Below are 17,444 nucleotides of genomic sequence, written 5' to 3'. Positions count from 1 at the left end.
TGATCAGGGCGTTTGGACAGGACGGTTAGCCTTACTTCTGGCTCAGAATACTGCCCAAAAAATGATAGATTTTTAATCTCTAGCTGAAAACTGCAATCGGTGCAAGCTAGAATACAGACCGTTCAAGGCAATCAGCTCTGCGTGAGTTCCCAGTTCAACAATCCTGCCATGTTCCAAAACAACGATCCGATCTGCATTCTCAATCGTCGAAAGTCGATGCGCAATCACTAAAGTTGTTCGACCATGCATGAGCGACTCCAAGGCTTCTTGAACTTGTCGTTCTGATTCGGAATCAAGGGCTGAAGTGGCTTCATCTAAGATGAGAATAGGCGCATTTTTATAAACCGCTCTAGCAATGGCCATCCTTTGACGTTGACCTCCCGATAAACGGTTGCCATTATCCCCAATTAAGGTATCGATACCATCAGGTAAATCTCTAATCATCTCAGTTAAATTGGCAGCAGCAATCGCCTCAGCTACTTTTACACGGTCGATTTCATGCGCTTGCACCACTCCGTAAGCGACGTTCGCAGCAATCGTATCGTTAAACAAAATCACATCCTGGCTCACAAAACCAATTTGTTTGCGTAAATCACTTAATCGATAATGTGAGATTAATTCACCATCAAGATAAATACCACCTTTGGTAGGCTCAAAAAAACGAGGTACTAAATTGACCAAGGTCGTTTTGCCACTCCCTGATGGACCAACGAAGGCAATCACCTCACCTGGTTGAATACTTAATTGAATGTCTCGAAGAACTTCTCTAGACTCTGTTTCAATTGCATCCGACAGATTTTTTGCATAAGAGAAAGCGATATCCTTAAATTCAATTTGACCTTTTGCGATGGTCAGTGGGATAGTGCTTTCTGCCAGTCGTTCGGTCTCTGCCGGCTGATCAATCAAGCCAAATATCATTTCAGCAGCAATCAACCCTCTTTGTAGCGGTTGATTGATATCAGCCAAATGTTTTAAAGGAGAAATAATAAGCAGCATAGCAGTCACAAATGCCGCAAACTCTCCGACTGTAGTCCCCATAGAACTGGACTGGATGATTGCTATCAGCAATACAGCAGATAGTGCAATCGAGGCAATTAATTGCGTCAGAGGTTGATTCAACCCCCCTGCTACAGAAGCTTTAATCGCAAAGACTCTTAACTCCTCCGCCATCGTCTTAAAGCGCTGCATTTCATAATCTTGACCGTTATTGAGTTTAACTACCTTATGACCTGCTGCTGCCTCTTCTACCACATAGGCCAAGCGACTTGTGTAGTCCTGCTGTTTACGATTGATTAAGCGCAAACGACGATTAATGTGGCTCATAATAAAACCAATGATAGGGAATATCACAAACACCACTAAAGTAAGCTTCCAGTTCAGATAAAACAAATACGCTAGCAGCCCGATGACTTGCAAAGAATCGCGTACTAAATTGATGGCTACGCTACTCAAAATACTTAACACATTGTTGACTTCAAAAACGACCGTATTAATTAAATTAGCTGCGGTACTTTTCAAGAAGAAATCTGTAGACGCCTGTAATAACTTACGAAACATTTGTTCCCGAAGGACCAACAACACATTATTGATCACTCGATTGAGCCAATAGTTTGACAGAAACTGGGCAGCGCCACGAATAAAGGCAATTCCTACTAAAAATACGGGAACTTGCCACAATTTTTCATTAAAGCCCCCTGTAAAACCACGATCTAATAGAGGTTTCATTAAGGCGGGTATGGAAGTTTCAGTCGCTGCGACCACTGCCATTGCCAATAAAGCCATAATAATCATTGCCTTAAATGGCTTTAAATAGCTGATGACTCGAACGAATACTTGTTGATTTTCTAATTTCATAATGCATATTATCGCAAGATAATGAATTAAACTCTAAATAATGAAAACATCTTTGACAGCAAAAATCGAGAATACGCAATTCAAAAAGATTTTAATTATTGCGACCAGGCAAATTGGGGACACCCTGATTACCACGCCGCTCATCAAGCGTACCCATGAAATTTGGCCGGAAGCGCAAATTGACTTTTTGGGATTTAAAAGTGCTGTGGGAATTTTAGATGGGAATCCCTATCTTCATCACATCATCGGTTCGAGTCCTAAGCCAACATTTAAAGAGTATTTATCCTTGTTGAAAAAGGTTTTTTTTCAATATGATTTGGCGATTATTACTCAGCCTAGTGACCGGTCTTATCTGTATGGCTTATTTGCGGCCCCCAATCGAGTGGGCGTAATGCATGCTGGACGAGAAGATCGGGGCTGGAAAAAATGGATCACACAATATCAGGTACCCATTAATTATTTTGAACAACATGTCGTCACTGAAAAACTTAGCTTAGTAAATCCCTTTACCAAGGGTAAACAGGTGTCTCAAGACATTTCTATCGACACCCCTCAAGCAGTAACTATTCCTACCTTAGTAGCTGAAATTGCACCTGATAGTGTATTGATTCACCCAAGTCCCCTCAATGCCTATAAAAAATGGCCATTAGCCCATTGGGTCTCTGTTATTGAGTTTCTCACGCATCACAAGATTCCAGTATTAATTAGTGGCGGACCAGTGGCCGTGGATATTGCATTAGCCCAAGAAATCATCGACAGTTTATCCCCGAAAGCACAGAGTCAAGTGCTGAACTTAACTGGCCAGGTCAGCTTCAGCGAGCTGGCCACCCTGCTTCGTCAAGTGAAAGCATTTGTCGGTGTTGACACTTCGGTAACCCACCTAGCTGCTGCGTGCAATACACCAACAATTGCTCTTTTTGGAGCAACGCCTCCGACCAACTTTGGTCCATGGCCGAATGGATTTAAGGGCAAACAACCATATCAAATGAGGGCCCTTTCGCAAACGATGGCGAATGTCACCATCTTACAAGGCCCTAACGCGTGCGTACCCTGCCGAAAAGCAGGCTGTGATGATCATGCGAATAGTCGCAGCCTATGCCTAGAGGAATTGGCGGCTCATCGAGTGATTGAATCTTTAAAAACCATTCTTGGACTCAACTAAATTGGTTTTGCTAGCGAAGGCTATTTCAAGGATTAGAGTAGACAATTTTTAGTCCAGAACGCACTCCCACTTGATGCAACAAATTATTAAAAATCTGAATATTTGTATCATCAGGATATAGTCGCCAATGTTGCGGGAACTCCAGCTCACAAATACTGCTCAATGAAGTCAGTTCGGCAGTCATGCGTAAACCTTCATTGGGTTTTTTTGCCCCCATTTGCTTAGCACTTTGGACCTGTTTAAAAAAACTTTCTGATTTATCATTCAACTGCCGAATGTTTACTTGGTTCGTCATCGCAAAGTGAATCGATTGAGCATAGCGTAATCTTGCCATTGCAATATTCATCGCTGCCTGGACGATATGCCTAGTACTACCAGAAAAATTTTCATTTGCTGGTTGAACTTTTGTTTGTATTTTTGCGATGAGTAACTCATCCTCTTTAAAACAATCGCTATAGCTTTCAAATACATCCTCAAACACAGTGAGCTCAATTTGATCTGTACCGTCATCAATCATAAGAGAGTACATCACACCACTTCTGGTTTTATTGGTTCGTTGGGAAACAATAATTCCGGCGACTAACTTCTCACCAGAGGAAAGACTGAGTTTATTTAAAGGTACCCTTGCAACTTTTCGTACTTCTTCAGCATAGGCATCAAATAAGTGACCTGAGATACAAAAACCAAGCGCTAACTTTTCCTCCTGTAAGCGTTTTTTATCACTCCACTCAGCAGTTTGAACGTATTCTGGTTCACTACCTTCTTCGCCGGGCATATCAAATAAGTTCACCTGATTCGCTGAAGCCAATGCTTGCTCAGCAGCAGTCATCGCATTAGGTAGGGATTCTAATAAAACTGCACGTCCCTGAACGCCATGCGGAGCAATTTCATCAAAAGCACCCGCCCGAATTAAGGCTTCAATCGAACGACGATTCACCACCCTGCGATCTACTCGTGAGCAAAAATCAAATAAATGCTCAAAGGGCTTTTCTTGACGCGCTCGTACGATTTCTAAAATGGCATTTTCACCCGTTCCTCGAACAGCCCCTAAACCATATTTAATGTGCGTCACTTTTTCAGAAAGATTATTCGGATCAAGGCGTATTGGCACAAAACGATATTCGCCACGGTTAATATCCGGCGGCAATATGTTGACGTGATTTGACTTGGCATCTTCAAACAATACCCGTACTTTATCGGTATCATCCATGGCGAGCGATAAGTTAGCCGCCATAAATTCAGCGACATAATGCGCTTTCAGCCAGGCCGTATGATAAGCAAGTAAGGCATAAGCTGCGGCATGAGATTTATTAAAACCATAGCCGGCAAAAGCTTCCATGAGTTTAAAAATCTCATCTGCTTTTTCTTGAGTTAAGCCATTTTCAATAGCACCCTTCGCAAAAATCTTACTTTGCTCGGCCATCTCTTCAGGTTTTTTCTTACCCATCGCGCGGCGTAATAGATCGGCCCCACCTAATGAATAACCACCAATAACCTGCGCCATTTGCATGACCTGTTCTTGATAAACCATGATGCCATAAGTTTCTTCAAGCACGGGTATCACACGTGGGTCTGCATATTCAACTTCTTGCCGTAAATGCTTTCTGGCAATGTAAGATGGTATCAAATCCATCGGACCTGGACGATATAAAGCAACCAGGGCAATAATATCTTCAAACCGATCTGGCTTGGCATCTTTTAACATGCCTTGCATACCGCGACTTTCTAACTGAAAGATAGCGACAGTATTGGCTGACTTGAGCACGTCAAAGGCACGCGGATCATCTAAACGAACATTACCAACTCGCCAAGCCTTTAATTCAGGATATAGTTGATGAATATATTTTTCAGCTAAGTCTAAAATCGTTAGAGTAGTTAAACCCAAGAAGTCGAACTTTACTAAACCAACCGCTTCAACATCATCCTTATCAAATTGACTGATGACACCGGCGCCTTCATCATTGCCGGATTGAACGTACAAGGGACAAAAATCTGTTAGTTTGCCAGGAGAAATTAAAACTCCTCCAGCATGCATACCGACATTTCGGGTAATACCCTCTAACTGCTGTGCAAGCTCGATTAATTGCCGAGCTTCTTCATTTTGTGTATAAAGTTCTTCTAATTCCGGCTTTGCTTTAATCGCTTCAGCAATCGTAATTTGTTGACCGGGTTTTGCCTCAATTAATTTCGAGATTGCATCCACAAATGAATACGGCTGTTCAATCGCTCGACCTACGTCTTTAATAGCCCCTCGGGCTGCCATCGTACCAAAGGTAGCAATTTGGCTTACTGATTCATGGCCATATTTATCTTTAACATACTGAATCACCCGATCTCGTCCTAATTGACAAAAATCGATGTCAAAATCGGGCATTGAAACCCGTTCAGGGTTGAGAAAACGCTCAAACAGTAAGTTGTATTCCAGAGGATCTAAATCGGTAATACCCAATGAATACGCAACTAGAGATCCCGCGCCCGAACCACGACCAGGACCGACCGGAACACCATTATTTTTCGCCCAAGCAATAAAGTCAGCAACGATTAAGAAGTACCCCGGGAACCCCATTTGTACAATCGTATTAATTTCAAAGTCTAAGCGATCAGAATATTTGGGGTAAACGGAAGCTCGTTTTTCCTCATCAGGATATAAAACGAGCATCCTTTGTGCGAGACCATCCCTTGCCAAAGAACCCAGATATTCCGCTAAAGTCATGTTGTTAGGCGTTGGGAAATCAGGTAATTTTGGTTTACCCAATTGCAAAGATAAATTACAACGTTTTGCAATTTCAATCGTATTTTCAATCGCACTTGGAAGATCTTCGAACAGTTCCAGCATCTGAGCGGGACTTTTGAAGAATTGTTGGGCAGTAAACCGAACATTCCGCTTTGGATTACCTAACTTATCACCATCTGCAATACAGACCCTAGTTTCGTGCGCCCTGAAGTCCTCTTCAAACATAAACTCAATGGGATGAGTAGCGACTATCGGGAGATCCAAGCGACTGGCCAAGTCAGCAACGTGATGAATATATTTTTCCTCTTTAGCCTGGCCAGTTCTTTGAACTTCCAAATAAAAATTATTCGGGAAAATTGCACTCCAAGCTAAAGCACATTGATCGGCCAATTCAATTTGATCATTGAGTAAAGCGATTCCGATATCACCATCAACTCCACCCGATAGACAAATAAGCCCCTCTGAGAGTAACACTTGACCGGACTCTTGAAATGAGGAAGTACTATGCTGCGCAAACCAATCAGGATGGACTTCTGGCCTGCCTAAAACTTGATTTTCGAGACTCGCTTTACTGAGAATTTCACATAAATTCAAATATCCCAAATGGTTTTTAACTAACAGTAACGCTCTAGAAGGCTTGGTCGGATCGGTCGGGTTACTAACCCAAACATCAGCACCAGCAATCGGTTTTACTCCCTCTTTGCGCGCTAATGAGTAAAATTTAATGAGCCCAAATAAATTACTTAAATCGGTTAAGGCCAAAGCCCCCATTTGATAATTAACAGCTTGTTTGATTGCGTCATCTAAACGAACGATTCCATCAACAATTGAATATTCGGAATGAAGGCGTAAATGTATAAATTTTGGATCGGACATCGTTCAATTTTAATATGCTTTTGACTAATTACCGTGGCAGATTTGCCCCTTCCCCTACGGGTCTTTTACACACTGGATCCCTAGCAACTGCTCTTGCTAGTTGGTTAGATGCAAAAGCCTTCAACGGGGTTTGGTTAGTCCGGATCGAAGACGTTGACACCACTCGGGCCCAACCTGACGCGAGCGAGGGGATTTTGCAACAACTGGCACTTTTTGGACTATTGAGTGATGAACCCGTCATTTTTCAATCGAATCGCTATGAAATATATGCAGATTATTTAACTAAACTAATCAAAGAGGGGTTGATTTACTCCTGTACCTGCTCCAGAAAAAAAATTCAAGATCACTATGAAATACTTGGAAAAAATATTTCAACTCATGAGGAATTGGTCTATCCAGGATTCTGTCGATCACAACCGATACAGTTTGACGCCAAGCAAGCATTACGAATAAAGACTCCAGAAAATGCCTATGTAGGCGAACAATTATTAAATAAAGAAGTGGGAGATTTTGTTATTCGTAGGGCAGATGGGATTTTTACTTATCAAATCGCTGTAGTTATCGATGATCATCTTCAAGGCATTAACCACGTGGTAAGAGGTGCTGATTTAGCGAGCAATACACCAAGGCAAATATGGCTTCAGCAAATTTTGGGCTTCAAAACTCCCCAATATATGCACATCCCTTTAATACTTGATCAGCACGGGAATAAATTATCAAAACAAAATAAAGCGAAGCCACTATGGCCAAAATCTAACCAAGAAATCTTGAGTTGTTTAACGCTTGTGGCACATCATCTAGGTTTAGACTTGCCAGATACTCAACCAATTCACCTGTCTGAATGGCTTCATTTTGCCGTATGCGCCTGGCGTGATCAAAAAAATACTAGGGACGCACAACTAATAGCTTAGCTCTTTTTTTTACTTCCTAATAGTGCGCCAACAGCTCTGACCGTCGAAGTGGTTTTAGCGCTTGTTGCAGGAGTGGTTGGATTGACACTAGTGGGTGTTGCACCTTGGTAAGGCAAATAAAAAATAGGATCGGCAGATAAATCACCAGAAACATCGGGGGCTGGGATTTGAATCAGTGGTTTCTTCGTTAATTTTTCAATTTCTTGCAAAAGCTTCATCTCAGAGGGATCCACTAAGGCAATTGCATCACCCTTCGCTCCAGCTCTACCGGTTCTGCCAATACGGTGCACATAATCTTCAGCACTGTAAGGTAATTCGTAGTTAATCACACAAGGCATACTCGATATATCTAGGCCTCGAGCAGCCACATCAGTAGCTACTAGGGCATCAATGTCGCCCTTTTTGAAACCATCTAGAATACTCATTCTTTCTAACTGGCTTTTATCCCCGTGAATTGCAGCTGCCTTAATACCAGCATTCTCCAAAGACTTTGCCAACCTCGAACAGCCGATTTTGCTATTCGAAAAAATAATGCATTGATTGGGTAATCCCTGCCTTTTTCTGGCTAGCAGTACATTTTTTAAAACTTGTAATTTTTTTTCTGTACTGACTTTATGAACTACTTGAGTGACGGTATCAGCGGTTGCATTCTGACGGGATACTTCAATGGTGATAGGGTCAATTAAATAACTTTGAGCTAACTTCTTGATTTCTGGTGAGAATGTCGCTGAAAACAACAATGTTTGACGACTTTTTGGGATTAGAGAAAGAATTTTCTGCAAATCTGGTAAAAAACCCATATCCAACATACGATCAGCTTCGTCCAAGATTAGAAATTGAACTTGGCTTAAATTGGCTGTTTTTTGGCTAATGTGGTCTAAAAGTCTGCCAGGGGTTGCAATCAAGAGTTCTACACCATTCCTCAGGAGTTGAGTTTGGGGTGTAATATCCACACCACCAAAGACTACAGCGGTCCTGATAGGAGTGTATTTAGAGTACTTAATGGCATTATCAGCGACCTGATCGCTCAATTCTCTAGTCGGGGTTAATACAAGTGCCCTTAGAGGATGGCGTGCAGGAGAAGAACTGGTATTTGCTAGTGGCAAAAGCTTTTCAAGAATCGGTAAAACAAACGCAGCCGTTTTACCGGTTCCAGTTTGGGCGGCACCCATCAGATCACGTCCGGCTAATACATGTGGAATAGCTTGGGCTTGAATGGGCGTTGGAATTGTGTAACCTTGCTCTTCAACTGCCTTCAAGATTAATTCTGACTTGAGGAAGGAAGAAAAGGTCACTCCAGAATCTGCGATTAAATCGCTTTCTGGAGCTTTCATTTCAGTTGTATTTTGGGGGGTATTTTCTATCACAGTCCTCTATTATGAGGGCAAATGCTTTTTTCAACCTAAAGTTGCAATTCCAGCCTTCGCAATCAAGGCGTCATCAGAAGATTTAACACCTGAAACACCAACCGCACCGATAGTAATACCATCAATCACAATATTGACGCCACCTTCCAAAACACCATGTAAAACTGGCGTTGCTCCTAAAAATGCTGTACGACCTTGATTAATGATGTCCTCGTAAATTTTTGACTCTCTTCTACCAAGTGCAGCAGCTTTTGCTTTTTCTTGAGAAATATAAGTCGTAACTGGAGCAGCTCCATCAAGACGAGTTAATCCTAATAAATGACCACCATCATCGACCACTGAAATTGTCACAGGCCAATTATTATCTTTTGCAAACTGTTGTGAAGCTTGAAGGATTTTTGAAACGTCGTCTTGAGTTAGGTAAACACGATTTGCTGGCATAAGAACACTCCTGTTAAATATTCATAAAATTTATATTATCTTTAATGATTATATTTTAGCTTTTATTAATGCCCTATAAATTTTGCCAAAATGAATATGCCCTAAAAAGGATAGGAAAATCACAAATCCAAATATTACATGCAATACATGAGTCATATCCCTCGTTTCTAAATTACCGTAGTAAAGAAAAAATACTGTCAAAAAGTTCATTAACAACGCGACAAAGAAAATAAATCCCCACTTTAATGTTTTTACATTTTTTAAATAGTGAAGGGCATGTCCATTTAGACATATTCCAAAAATAATAAAAAATATTTGGCCGCTTATTCCATGAATAATTGATAATTTTCGATACTCAGTTGGAAACAACTGAAAAATATCCTGATAGATAAAAACGCCTATCCCGCTGAAGAAACAACATCCACTGATGAAATAAGTAGATATTTTTTGATTTTTTTTCATCAATTTATGAAAAATTCACTAAATCTGACTGAGTAAGGTCGTCAATCTGATTTACATATGCCGTTGCCCCAAGGGCGGAAAAATATTTTGCTTTTGGATTTTTATCTACCGCTAATGCTTTCGTTAAAGCATCTGCCAACATACAACTGCCTGCAGTCACTGTGAATAATTCTTTGCCAATAATTGGTTCTTTTTGAAAAGGATTCATCAGATGTTGAGATTGCATGATTTCAGAATGATCTCGAATGAGGCTTGAAGAAGTGGCTATCGCAATATCTGTGAATTTCCCAAATTCAATAAACTCAGTTTTCTCACCTAGATATCTAAGTAATACTTTTTTGGGGACGCTTCCCATGACTCTCAAATCACCGCCTGCATTCACTACAGCCTTTTCTATGCCGTAACTCTTCAGTTTATTCATGGCGCGATCAACTGCATACCCTTTAGCAATTCCACCTAAATCAAGTAATACTGGATGATGAACTCGCACCGAATGATTTTTTTGAAGTTCGATATTTGCAATTGAGTAATTACTGAGCATGTGATTAAACTCTTTCATCTGTGACCGAAGTCCCCAAGTGTTCAACACATGTCCAACCCCACAGTCAAAAGCACCCTTTGTCATTTTATGCAGAAGTTTTGCTGTTTTAAGTACCTCATAAGTCCAAGGATGGATTTCCAAAGAGGGTTGATTCGAGGAGCTGACAGTTTGATTAATAATAGAAATATCGCTGCGATTCTCAAAGATTGACATTAAATACTCTACCCGTTCAATTTCTCTAAAGGCAGCAGCTATAAAGTGCTCATGATCACAACTTTTACCCATTTTCGTTGAATCAAATTCAATTTGGATTTCGATAAAGGTTCCCATTAAGGGTTTACACCGCATCATGAGATTTTAATTTTCTTAATAGTAGTGAATGAAGAGCCATTAATCGTCTTATTCCATCAGTGACATGTTTACAAGAAAGAGTTGCCCCAGAAATATTGGCAATATCATGGTTGAGCCGAATTTGATGCCTTGAATCTTTCTCAATAAATTGATTGCGCCAACTCACCTCTCGAATTTGATGACCATAGGTTTCGTTATATTCAAGTATTTGAACTTCTGTAATTTTTCCTAAATGATTGATACCTACAGCATAGGTAATCATTTCATGTTTTCCGACAACTTCATCAACGATGAACCAAGTACCATCATTGGCTAGCCAAAACTGACTCTTGCTTAAAGGATGATGAATGCCAGAAATTTTTTTTAACTCCCGGCGGATCTCTTCGGAGATGTCAAATTTCACTCTTGAAAAATATTTCCCAGGAAAAATAACTTGTTTCGCCTCTTCAACGGACAAGTAGGTTTTTGCTATGACACAAGGGTTCACTCCCCCCATCAGGGTGAGTGAAAGTGTCATAGGGATTAACGAATTTCTCATTTTTTATGCGAAATTAAAATGGCACACCAACTTTTAACATGTACTCATTTCTCCCGTGACTATCCCAAACCATTCCGTCTGAGCATTCTGCATCTCCTGGAGCCCAACAGTCGCCACCAAGTTGAGTTCTCATCGCCAACGTTACCCAAAATTTTTCATTAGCAAAATGTACATTTGGACCTAAAAAGTGGGCTCTTTGAGTTTGTGACGCGAAACTAAATCCGTCATAGTCGTTATGAAACCGATATTCCAGTCCTAAACTCCAGTTCGGAGCCAAACGATAAGAAACACCACCCACAAAATCTAAGACAATTTCCTCAATAGGCTCTTCATCAAACTTGAGTTTCTCAGCTTCAAATACAAGATTTCCAACAAGTTGTAAACGATCATCTAAGAAATTCGATTGCAAAATCAGCCTAGTTTCAATGGCGTCTTTGAGATGCCCAAAGGTTGGTTCAAAGTACAAACCAACACCGACGGGTGAAGTGAGAGGGTTAGTGATTCGCCAAATTGCTTCTAAGGAGACTCCATCAATTCCTTTAGCGCTGTAAGTTGGATCTGCGGAGTGTATACCCGAAACACCATAACCACCAGTACAAGAGCCCACTGAGTCTCCACAAGCATCCGGATTTGTATAGTTTTTTGCAGAATGGATGGAATACGTATTTAAATATCCCGCTAATTGAATATTGTCAGTGAGGCCGTATTCAACCTCTGAGCGACCTTGCCAATAATCATAGGTTCCACTGGCATGTCCTCTGGTTAATTGAATACGTTGTTCAATCTCCCATTTTCCTTTTGGTTGTAGATCTAAACCATATACCCAACCAAAATTACTTTCGCCAGCTTGTACTCCCAATCCAATCATCGCACTACTTAAAATAATGGATTTGATCCATTTTGACCTTTGCATTTTCACCCCTCTCATTAATAAAATACTATATTAATGAGAATGATTCTCATCATCACTTTATTAAACGCAGGTTTAAAAGGCCTTTTAAAACTAGGGTTTTTAGAAAAAATCCTTGATAAAGTCGTATAGCATAATCAGCACACTGCCAACGACCAGTGCTGGTACTAGCCTACCCTTTTTACTCAGCATAACGAACAGACAGACTGCTGAGACAAAGATACGGTAATACATGGGAATCTGGCTTAGCAAACCCACCGGCAACAAAATCAATTTAAGCGTCAAGGACCCCAAGATGGCGTAAGTAACAGCGGACAACCATTTGAATATTTCACCATCTTTATTAATTCTGCCGGATGCTAACACCCCCAATCCACGCCAAAAATAAGTGGCGAGAATAACAAAAATTAATGCGGCCCATAATTCGTATTTCGTAAAAAGGGCTTCCATTACGCTTTACTCCTTAAGCTCTTTCGGATACAAAGGTCTATCAAGTAAACACAAGACCCAATACCGACTCCACTGAATAAGAGTGCATTAGAAGGATACTTTTGAAAAAAATAAATCCCGGATAATCCCCCACACAAGATGGCTAATTGATTCCTTCGCAAAGGAACTTCTGTAAAAGACATCAGGAAAAAAAGCGGATTTACAAATAGCAGTGCATAGGTAACCCAAACTGGCACGGTATCAGACAACCAATAACCAATTAAGGTAGCTGGCACACACAACAACCAGCAAATAGTGCCAATACCAACGAAGTATCCATATCTTAGCTCTGGCTTCAACTTAGGAAACTCTTGCATACAATAGGTCCAGGCACTCATTGCCACAAGATGCACAGTGACTAGACGCGGTGGCTCTTTTAGCTCTTTAGGTATTTGAGGAAATAAGGTCAATGTCATCGTTAGAAAACGTGCTGAGGTAATTGCCACAGCAAAAGCAATGGCACTAGCAGAGGCTCCAACTGATACCATTTCTACGAACACTACCTGTCCTGGCAGGGCAAAAACAGATATTGAAAGAAATGCCGAAAAAAATGGGCTTAAGCCAACTCCGTGACTCATTGCTCCGAAGCCCAACATACCAGCAACAAGAACCGGTGCCGGACCCACTAAACCGTTTTTAATGCCTAACCAAAATGCTTGTTTAAAGGATTCTTTTGATGAGTCTAATTTTGTATTGTTTAAAGTAGTCATTGCGCTATTTTATCGATTTTTCAAAATTCAGAGCCCAGGTAATATGCTCATCGACTAATTCAGAAATCTGACCAATTCTTTTTGATAACAATTCCGCAATGTTTAACTTTTGGATTGAATCAATTGCATCGCTTCTTAAATAGTTACCTAGAGCAACAGCAATATTTCTCATCCAACGCTCATAGCCAATACGGTAGATGGCACTTCCTTGCATCTTCTTTTCAAAATCTGCTTTTTCCCAGCCAAACAAATCTTCAAGAGTTGATCTATCCAGTTGATTCCTCACATCAAAATCAGATAAGTTGGATTTTTTAGCAAACTTATTCCAGTGACACACTAGTTGGCAATCGTCACATCCATAAACATGGTTCCCCATTAAAGTTCGAAGCTCTAACGGAATAGCCCCCGGGTGTTCAATCGTTAAATAGGAAATACACCTATTTGCATCAATTTGGAAAGGCGCAAGGATAGCTTTCGTAGGGCATAAATCAATACAGTCTTGGCAAGTACCGCAATGGTTAGAAATCGGCTGATCGATCGGCAACGGAATATCGACAAATATTTCACCTAAAAAATACATCGATCCTGCTTGACGATTTAAGCTCAGAGTATGTTTCCCTCGCCAACCAATACCGGATTTAGTAGCCAGTGCGACCTCAAGAACAGGTGCTGAATCGACTAAAACGCGGTAATTTAAATGTGCCAATTTTTCTTCTAATAATTTCGCAATCGTTAGTAAATTTTTTCTAAGCACTTTATGGTAATCCCGTCCTCTCGCATAGACAGAGATCGTTGCGTGGGATGGATCCTGTAGTTGCTCTAATTCTTTTTTTCTAAAATTTTCTGCAGTTGGATTTTGAATCTGTTCTCTTGGCAAATAATCCATTCGGAAACAAATCGATCGAACGACCCCAGGCAATAACTCTTCAGGATTAGCTCGCAAATTTGCATGCCGGCTCATATAATGCATTTGGCCATGACGCCCTTTTTTCAACCAGTCTTGAAAGAAAGGAAGTTCTTGACTAAGATCAAGGTCGGATATTCTTACATCACTAAAACCCAATTCTTTTGCTTGAGTTCTAAGCCAGTGTAAGATTTCAGTGTAATTTTCATTTTCGGATGTCATTAATGCCTATTTTAAGTAATTCCATTCCAATCCATTGGAATACAGAGCTTGATTGTGAAAATTTAGCGTCCACATTAGGGACAGGCCTTCGCACACACCTTCAAACTTGTCCCATCATCCATATTTGGCTTGTGGGCGATTTAGGCACAGGTAAAACGACTTTTGTACGTTATTTACTAAGATCACTCGGCTTTTTGGGTAAAGTTAAAAGCCCTACTTACAATCTCTGTGAACCCTACCAACTCTCCATTGACAACCATTTGTACGACTTTCATCATTTTGATTTATATCGCATGAATAGTCCAACAGAGTGGGAGGAAGCTGGTTTTAAGGATATCTTAACTAATGCAGGAGTTTGCTTAATTGAGTGGCCTGAAATCGCACAAGGAACACTCCCCACACCAGATATTATCTTTACTCTTTCCTACGATAGCGAGTCATCACGAACTGTCACTATCTCAGCAGGATCTGATAGCGGGCAACTTCTCTTAAAAGGGATTACCAATCAGGAATAATGAATCAAGAGAAACGAAATTCGCTGTTTAAATTCATTAGTTACTCAGCATTTACTTCAACAAGTTTATTTCTAGGGCCGACAGATTTAGCCAAAGGTGCCAGTCTTCTTGGAATTCGAATTTGGCCAGCAGAGGAATATACCCGAGTCACCTTAGAGACCGATGAGATATTAGAGATTAAACATCAATTAATTCTTGATCCAAATCGTTTAGTCGTTGATATTAAGGGCCTCGAATTAAATTCCTCCATCAAAGAGATTGTGGCGAAGGTTCAAAAAAATGATCCTTATATAGCGAGTGTCCGAGTTGGACAGTATCAACCGAAAGTAGTACGCCTAGTCTTTGATTTAAAAGAAGAAATCACCCCACAATTATTTAGCCTAGATCCCGTAGGGGCCTACAAAAATCGTTTCGTGTTTGACCTGTACCCCAGAACTCCTCCTGATCCAATGGCAACTTTTTTAAGCAAAAACATGGGTAATACTGAAGAGGATGATGTAATCGCTCAAATCACAAAAAATAGATTAGGTCAAACCAATTCAAATCAGCTCCCTGAAACTTTTGTTGCCACACCTAAATCAACCAAGCGGCGATTTAGCCGCATGATTACCATTGCTATTGATCCTGGACATGGCGGTGAGGATCCTGGTGCTATAGGCTCAACAGGCGTCATGGAGAAAGATATTGTCTTATCCATCAGTAAGAAATTAAAAGATATTTTTGACGATGAAGCAGACTTTAGAACTCTATTAACGAGAGATGCTGATTATTTTGTGCCTCTCGGGGTCCGAGTTCAAAAAGCTCGTCAAGTAAAGGCCGACTTATTTATTTCTATTCACGCTGATGCTTACCTACTGCCACATGCTAAAGGTGCCTCCATCTTTGCCTTATCACAGCAAGGTGCTAGTACTACTGCAGCACGATGGATGGCTAACAAAGAAAATGCATCTGATTTAATTGGTGGTCTGAATATTAAGACGAAAGACGCGGAAGTTGCAAAACTTTTACTGGACTTATCGACTACCGCTCAGATTAAAGACTCTCTTAAATTAGGCAGTTCAATCATTCAAGAAATTAGCGGCTTTGCCAGTCTGCATAGTAAAAAAGTCGAGCAAGCTAGTTTTGCTGTTCTGAAAGCTCCAGATATACCATCTATTTTGGTGGAGACCGCTTTTATCAGTAACCCTGAAGAAGAGTTAAAGTTAATGAATGAGACGTTTCAATTTCAACTCTCTCAAGCAGTGTATAAGGGGGTAGGGAATTTTTTATTAAAAAATCCCCCAACCCAAAGGCAAGGTTAATGACCGCTACCTTTTGCTGAATGACCAATTTTCTCCATGATGGCAAACAATACACCAGTGACTACAAAGGTAATATGTAAACCAATCATCCATCCGAGATCCTCTTTATTAGAACCTTCAATTTCTAGAAAAGCCGACAGAAGATGTACTCCAGACAAAGCAACAATTGAGCCGATTAATTTCAACTTTAATCCAGCAAAGTCAATCTCACCCATCCACTTTGGACGATCCAAACTTTTTTCAGCAACACCAATTACTGACACAAAATTCTCATATCCAGAAAAGATTATCAAAATCAATAAATTGGCTAATAAGGTTTTATCGACGATGGATAAAACACCAGTCACAAATTCGGACTCGCCGATAAACCAAAACTCCATTACAAACTCGGCAAACTCTTTTACAAATTTAACCGCCACCAAGAGTAGAGTCAGTATAAGCATGAGGTAAAAGAGGCTGAGAATCCAGCGACTACTAAAGATAATTTTTTCAATCGACGTTTCAATAAAACTATCCTTAGATGATTCAGTTGGTTTGCTGTGAGCAACTTCATTATGGGAATCTTGCATTTTTGTCCTTTATATAAATTCTTAAGTTATTAATTTAGCACAACTATTTTGTCACAACTTGAATTAAAAATGAAACAAATGGAATTAATTTTCAAAAAATAGTGGGAAGTTTGTAAATTTATTGCTATAATCTTCTTTTACCCAAATTGGGGTCGGTAGCTCAGCCGGTAGAGCAGCGGACTTTTAATCCGTTGGTCGCGAGTTCGAATCTCGCCCGACCCACCAAGATGTACAAGGCTTTAAAAGCATGGCGCTTTTAAAGCCTTTTTTCTTTTAATCATTTAGGCATAGTGTGTTGATCAAAAGATTAAAAAGTACCCATTGACAACCTAATTAACAATCTAGAATAAGCCCTCAATCTCCAAGAACAACTCCTTCTCTTCTTGGATCCGCACCACCAAATAAGACCCAATTACTTGTATTTATATCGGTCCGAGCTTGATTAGAAATTTTTCCCTGACTGAGTATTGGCGATCGAATAACCCCATGTAAAGGCTCTTCACCATAATCGGGGGATGAGCATTTATTAAACACGATTAATTACTCCATTCCAACCGCATAAAGCCAAGACTCTCAGTCGGTAGTTT

General features: G+C 40.4%; 17 protein-coding genes and 1 tRNA gene. 5 read left to right on the top strand and 13 right to left on the bottom strand.

The annotated features are described in order from the left end of the window. Window positions 1-72: 72 nt before the first annotated feature. A complete protein-coding gene (gene msbA, locus B8983_RS06625) occupies window positions 73-1,854 on the bottom strand; it encodes a lipid A export permease/ATP-binding protein MsbA (RefSeq protein ID WP_084283363.1) in 1,782 nt (593 codons plus the stop codon). A 40-nt stretch (window positions 1,855-1,894) separates the two neighbouring features. On the opposite strand from msbA, the gene B8983_RS06620 reads away from it, so the two are divergent. Beyond that, window positions 1,895-3,016 (top strand): glycosyltransferase family 9 protein, encoded by a 1,122-nt coding sequence (locus B8983_RS06620; RefSeq protein ID WP_084283362.1) that lies wholly within the window; start codon window positions 1,895-1,897, stop codon window positions 3,014-3,016. Window positions 3,017-3,041: 25 nt separating this feature from the next. Here the strand turns inward: B8983_RS06620 and dnaE are convergent, their stop codons facing one another. Continuing rightward, on the bottom strand, window positions 3,042-6,626 hold the full coding sequence (gene dnaE / locus B8983_RS06615; protein WP_084283361.1) for a DNA polymerase III subunit alpha: 3,585 nt from the start codon (window positions 6,624-6,626) through the stop codon (window positions 3,042-3,044). Between the two features lie 14 nt (window positions 6,627-6,640). On the opposite strand from dnaE, the gene gluQRS reads away from it, so the two are divergent. Then, window positions 6,641-7,537 (top strand): tRNA glutamyl-Q(34) synthetase GluQRS, encoded by an 897-nt coding sequence (gluQRS, locus tag B8983_RS06610; RefSeq protein ID WP_084283360.1) that lies wholly within the window; start codon window positions 6,641-6,643, stop codon window positions 7,535-7,537. Here gluQRS and B8983_RS06605 read toward each other — a convergent pair. The 9 genes from B8983_RS06605 to queG form a co-directional block, all read right to left on the bottom strand. Beyond that, complete coding sequence (locus B8983_RS06605; protein ID WP_084283359.1) at window positions 7,534-8,871, bottom strand: DEAD/DEAH box helicase; 1,338 nt, start codon at window positions 8,869-8,871, stop codon at window positions 7,534-7,536. The genes gluQRS and B8983_RS06605 overlap by 4 nt on opposite strands. Before the next feature lie 63 nt (window positions 8,872-8,934). Further along, window positions 8,935-9,345, bottom strand: a complete 411-nt coding sequence (locus tag B8983_RS06600) for a GlcG/HbpS family heme-binding protein (RefSeq protein WP_084283358.1) — start codon at window positions 9,343-9,345, stop codon at window positions 8,935-8,937. 48 nt (window positions 9,346-9,393) lie between these two features. Then, the gene (locus B8983_RS06595) at window positions 9,394-9,807 is read right to left on the bottom strand and encodes a hypothetical protein (RefSeq protein ID WP_084283357.1); all 414 of its coding nucleotides are present in this window, start codon (window positions 9,805-9,807) and stop codon (window positions 9,394-9,396) included. 4 nt (window positions 9,808-9,811) lie between these two features. Further along, window positions 9,812-10,699: an FAD:protein FMN transferase gene (locus B8983_RS06590; RefSeq protein WP_084283356.1), complete on the bottom strand. Its 888-nt coding sequence runs from the start codon at window positions 10,697-10,699 to the stop codon at window positions 9,812-9,814. Continuing rightward, the gene (locus B8983_RS06585; protein WP_159460837.1) at window positions 10,686-11,216 is read right to left on the bottom strand and encodes an FMN-binding protein; all 531 of its coding nucleotides are present in this window, start codon (window positions 11,214-11,216) and stop codon (window positions 10,686-10,688) included. The genes B8983_RS06590 and B8983_RS06585 overlap by 14 nt, the downstream gene beginning before the upstream one ends. Window positions 11,217-11,250: 34 nt before the next feature. Next, window positions 11,251-12,150, bottom strand: coding sequence for a DUF6662 family protein (locus B8983_RS06580; protein WP_143736120.1), 900 nt, complete (start codon window positions 12,148-12,150; stop codon window positions 11,251-11,253). 99 nt (window positions 12,151-12,249) lie between these two features. Continuing rightward, the gene (locus B8983_RS06575) at window positions 12,250-12,597 is read right to left on the bottom strand and encodes an AzlD domain-containing protein (protein WP_084283354.1); all 348 of its coding nucleotides are present in this window, start codon (window positions 12,595-12,597) and stop codon (window positions 12,250-12,252) included. Then, complete coding sequence (locus B8983_RS06570; protein WP_084283353.1) at window positions 12,597-13,346, bottom strand: AzlC family ABC transporter permease; 750 nt, start codon at window positions 13,344-13,346, stop codon at window positions 12,597-12,599. The genes B8983_RS06575 and B8983_RS06570 overlap by 1 nt, the downstream gene beginning before the upstream one ends. 4 nt (window positions 13,347-13,350) lie before the next feature. Next, window positions 13,351-14,472, bottom strand: coding sequence for a tRNA epoxyqueuosine(34) reductase QueG (gene queG / locus B8983_RS06565; RefSeq protein WP_084283352.1), 1,122 nt, complete (start codon window positions 14,470-14,472; stop codon window positions 13,351-13,353). A 2-nt stretch (window positions 14,473-14,474) separates the two neighbouring features. On the opposite strand from queG, the gene tsaE reads away from it, so the two are divergent. Further along, on the top strand, window positions 14,475-14,987 hold the full coding sequence (gene tsaE, locus B8983_RS06560) for a tRNA (adenosine(37)-N6)-threonylcarbamoyltransferase complex ATPase subunit type 1 TsaE (protein WP_084283351.1): 513 nt from the start codon (window positions 14,475-14,477) through the stop codon (window positions 14,985-14,987). Further along, window positions 14,987-16,288: an N-acetylmuramoyl-L-alanine amidase gene (locus B8983_RS06555; protein WP_084283350.1), complete on the top strand. Its 1,302-nt coding sequence runs from the start codon at window positions 14,987-14,989 to the stop codon at window positions 16,286-16,288. The genes tsaE and B8983_RS06555 overlap by 1 nt, the downstream gene beginning before the upstream one ends. Here B8983_RS06555 and B8983_RS06550 read toward each other — a convergent pair. Further along, window positions 16,285-16,857 (bottom strand): YqhA family protein, encoded by a 573-nt coding sequence (locus B8983_RS06550; protein ID WP_084283349.1) that lies wholly within the window; start codon window positions 16,855-16,857, stop codon window positions 16,285-16,287. The genes B8983_RS06555 and B8983_RS06550 overlap by 4 nt on opposite strands. A 149-nt stretch (window positions 16,858-17,006) precedes the next feature. Here B8983_RS06550 and B8983_RS06545 point away from each other — a divergent pair. Then, window positions 17,007-17,082: transfer RNA gene (locus B8983_RS06545), tRNA-Lys, on the top strand. A 129-nt stretch (window positions 17,083-17,211) separates the two neighbouring features. Here B8983_RS06545 and B8983_RS06540 read toward each other — a convergent pair. Then, on the bottom strand, window positions 17,212-17,391 hold the full coding sequence (locus B8983_RS06540; protein ID WP_084283348.1) for a hypothetical protein: 180 nt from the start codon (window positions 17,389-17,391) through the stop codon (window positions 17,212-17,214). Window positions 17,392-17,444 lie beyond the last annotated feature (53 nt).

It is taken from the genome of Polynucleobacter kasalickyi, assembly GCF_900176405.1.
Lineage (GTDB): Bacteria > Pseudomonadota > Gammaproteobacteria > Burkholderiales > Burkholderiaceae > Polynucleobacter > Polynucleobacter kasalickyi.
The sequence above is the reverse complement of the archived record's forward strand: the minus strand, read 5'-3'. Positions and strand labels throughout refer to the sequence as shown.

Coding starts and splice junctions, on each gene's coding strand:
- queG (WP_084283352.1), bottom strand. CDS start 14,472: ATGACATCCGAAAATGAAAATTACACTGAAATCTTACACTGGCTTAGA.
- msbA (WP_084283363.1), bottom strand. CDS start 1,854: ATGAAATTAGAAAATCAACAAGTATTCGTTCGAGTCATCAGCTATTTA.
- B8983_RS06555 (WP_084283350.1), top strand. CDS start 14,987: ATGAATCAAGAGAAACGAAATTCGCTGTTTAAATTCATTAGTTACTCA.
- B8983_RS06550 (WP_084283349.1), bottom strand. CDS start 16,857: ATGCAAGATTCCCATAATGAAGTTGCTCACAGCAAACCAACTGAATCA.
- B8983_RS06620 (WP_084283362.1), top strand. CDS start 1,895: ATGAAAACATCTTTGACAGCAAAAATCGAGAATACGCAATTCAAAAAG.
- B8983_RS06600 (WP_084283358.1), bottom strand. CDS start 9,345: ATGCCAGCAAATCGTGTTTACCTAACTCAAGACGACGTTTCAAAAATC.
- B8983_RS06580 (WP_143736120.1), bottom strand. CDS start 12,150: ATGCAAAGGTCAAAATGGATCAAATCCATTATTTTAAGTAGTGCGATG.
- dnaE (WP_084283361.1), bottom strand. CDS start 6,626: ATGTCCGATCCAAAATTTATACATTTACGCCTTCATTCCGAATATTCA.
- B8983_RS06585 (WP_159460837.1), bottom strand. CDS start 11,216: ATGACACTTTCACTCACCCTGATGGGGGGAGTGAACCCTTGTGTCATA.
- tsaE (WP_084283351.1), top strand. CDS start 14,475: ATGCCTATTTTAAGTAATTCCATTCCAATCCATTGGAATACAGAGCTT.
- B8983_RS06595 (WP_084283357.1), bottom strand. CDS start 9,807: ATGAAAAAAAATCAAAAAATATCTACTTATTTCATCAGTGGATGTTGT.
- B8983_RS06570 (WP_084283353.1), bottom strand. CDS start 13,346: ATGACTACTTTAAACAATACAAAATTAGACTCATCAAAAGAATCCTTT.
- B8983_RS06605 (WP_084283359.1), bottom strand. CDS start 8,871: ATGAAAGCTCCAGAAAGCGATTTAATCGCAGATTCTGGAGTGACCTTT.
- B8983_RS06590 (WP_084283356.1), bottom strand. CDS start 10,699: ATGATGCGGTGTAAACCCTTAATGGGAACCTTTATCGAAATCCAAATT.
- B8983_RS06575 (WP_084283354.1), bottom strand. CDS start 12,597: ATGGAAGCCCTTTTTACGAAATACGAATTATGGGCCGCATTAATTTTT.
- gluQRS (WP_084283360.1), top strand. CDS start 6,641: ATGCTTTTGACTAATTACCGTGGCAGATTTGCCCCTTCCCCTACGGGT.